Origin of the sequence: Kitasatospora sp. NPDC058406 (assembly GCF_042722765.1) — a bacterium.
In the GTDB taxonomy this organism is placed as follows: domain Bacteria; phylum Actinomycetota; class Actinomycetes; order Streptomycetales; family Streptomycetaceae; genus Kitasatospora.
Genome location: NZ_JBHXKE010000484.1, coordinates 1 through 1,962 on the forward strand (window position 1 = coordinate 1; position 1,962 = coordinate 1,962).

1 protein-coding gene is annotated in these 1,962 nt (G+C 76.2%); it reads right to left on the reverse strand.

Annotated features, from left to right (window positions below):
• Positions 1 to 1,790, reverse strand: a 1,790-nt coding sequence (locus ACFWOG_RS40730; RefSeq protein WP_380364786.1) for a type I polyketide synthase, incomplete at its 3' end; no start/stop codon positions are given.
• Positions 1,791 to 1,962 lie beyond the last annotated feature (172 nt).

Sequence of the window (1,962 nt, forward strand, 5' to 3'; positions counted from 1 at the left end):
CCCCGCAGCACCGCCTCCACCGAGAACCCCGTCAACGGCAACAGCGCCGCATCACACTCCCGCAACCGCTCCGCGAACGCTCGCGACTCCAGCAGCCCCACCGCCATACCCAGCCACTGACCACCCTGACCCGGATACACGAACACCACGTCGGTGGAGTCGAGCGCGGTGCCCGCCACGAGCCCGGACCCGACCGCCTCCAGACCGGCGAGGTCCCAGGCCACGGCCCGGTCCGGCAGTACGGCGCGCCGGGCCAGCGTCGCGCCGACCTCCCCCAGCGGCGCGCCGCCCTCCGCGTGCGCCAGGACGGCGGCGGCCTGGGCCCGCAGCGCGGCCGGGCCGGCCCCGGAGAGCAGCAGCGGCACCGGCCCGGTCCCGGCGGCCGGCGACGGCTCCCGGACCGGATCGCCCTGCTCCAGGATCACGTGGGCGTTGGTACCGCTCATGCCGAACGAGGAGACGGCCGACCGGCGCGGGCGGCCCACCGCCGGCCAGGGCCTGGCGTCGGTGAGCAGCTCCACCCTCCCCGCGGTCCAGTCGACCTTCGGGGTCGGCGCGTCGACGTGCAGCGTCTTCGGCAGCTGCCCGTGCCGCATGGCCTCGACCATCTTGATGATGCCGCCGACGCCCGCCGCCGCCTGGGTGTGCCCGATGTTCGACTTCAGCGAGCCCAGCCAGAGCGGCTCGCCCTCGGCCCGGTCCTGGCCGTACGTCGCCAGCAGCGCCTGGGCCTCGATCGGGTCGCCCAGCGTCGTCCCGGTGCCGTGCGCCTCGACCGCGTCGACCTCCTGCGCCGTCAGGCCGGCGTTCGCGAGCGCCTCCCGGATGACCCGCCGCTGGGCCGGGCCGTTCGGCGCGGTCAGCCCGTTCGAGGCGCCGTCCTGGTTCACCGCCGTCCCCCGCACCACGGCCAGGACCGGACGGCCGGCGGCCCGCGCCGAGGAGAGCCGCTCGACCAGCAGCACCCCGGCGCCCTCGCCCCAGCCGGTGCCGTCGGCGGCGGCGGCGAACGACCGGCAGCGGCCGTCGGTGGCGAGGGCGCGCTGTCGCGAGAACTCCAGGAAGGTCCCGGGCGTCGACATCACCAGGACGCCGGCGACCAGCGCCTGGTCGCACTCGCCGCTGCGCAGCGCCTGCACGGCCAGGTGCAGCGCGACCAGCGAGGACGAGCAGGCGGTGTCGACCGTGACCGCCGGGCCCTCCAGGCCGAACGTGTAGGCGAGCCGGCCGGACAGGACGCTGGAGGCGTTGCCGGTGCCCAGGTGGCCCTCCAGCTCGCCGGGACGGTCGCCGAGCAGGCCCAGGTAGTCCTGGTCGTTGCTGCCGGCGAAGACACCGGTGCGGGTGCCGCGCTGGCCCAGCGGGTCCAGGCCGGCCCGCTCGAACGCCTCCCACGCGCACTCCAGCAGCAGCCGCTGCTGCGGGTCCATGGCGCGGGCCTCGCGCGGGCTGATCCCGAACAGCGACGCGTCGAAGTCACCGGCGTCGTGGAGGAATCCGCCCTCGCGCGCCATCGAGGTACCGGGCGCGTCGGGGTCGTCGTCGAACAGCGTGGTGAGGTCCCAGCCCCGGTCGGTCGGGAACTCCCCGACCGCGTCCCTGCCCTCCGCGACCAGGCGCCAGAGGTCGTCCGGGCCGCGCACCCCACCGGGGTAGCGGCAGGCCGTGCCGACGACGGCGATCGGCTCGGAGGCCCGGGCCTCGGCCTCCTGCTGCCGACGGCGGAGCCGGTCGGTCTCCTTCAGTGCGCTGCGCAGGGCCTCGACGAGCTTCTCGTCCGGCTGGGTCATGGTCCACTCCGCTCGTCAGGCCGCTCTGGGGCCTCGGAAATGCTCACGTGGGAGGCGACGGGGTTCCGTCGCGGGCGACAGGTGACAGGGGCTGGTGAAGGTGACCGGGGGCACCGGCCCGGGGCAGGTGCCCCCGGGCGGGGGCCGGTCTGCCGGACGGTCGGGGCGTCGG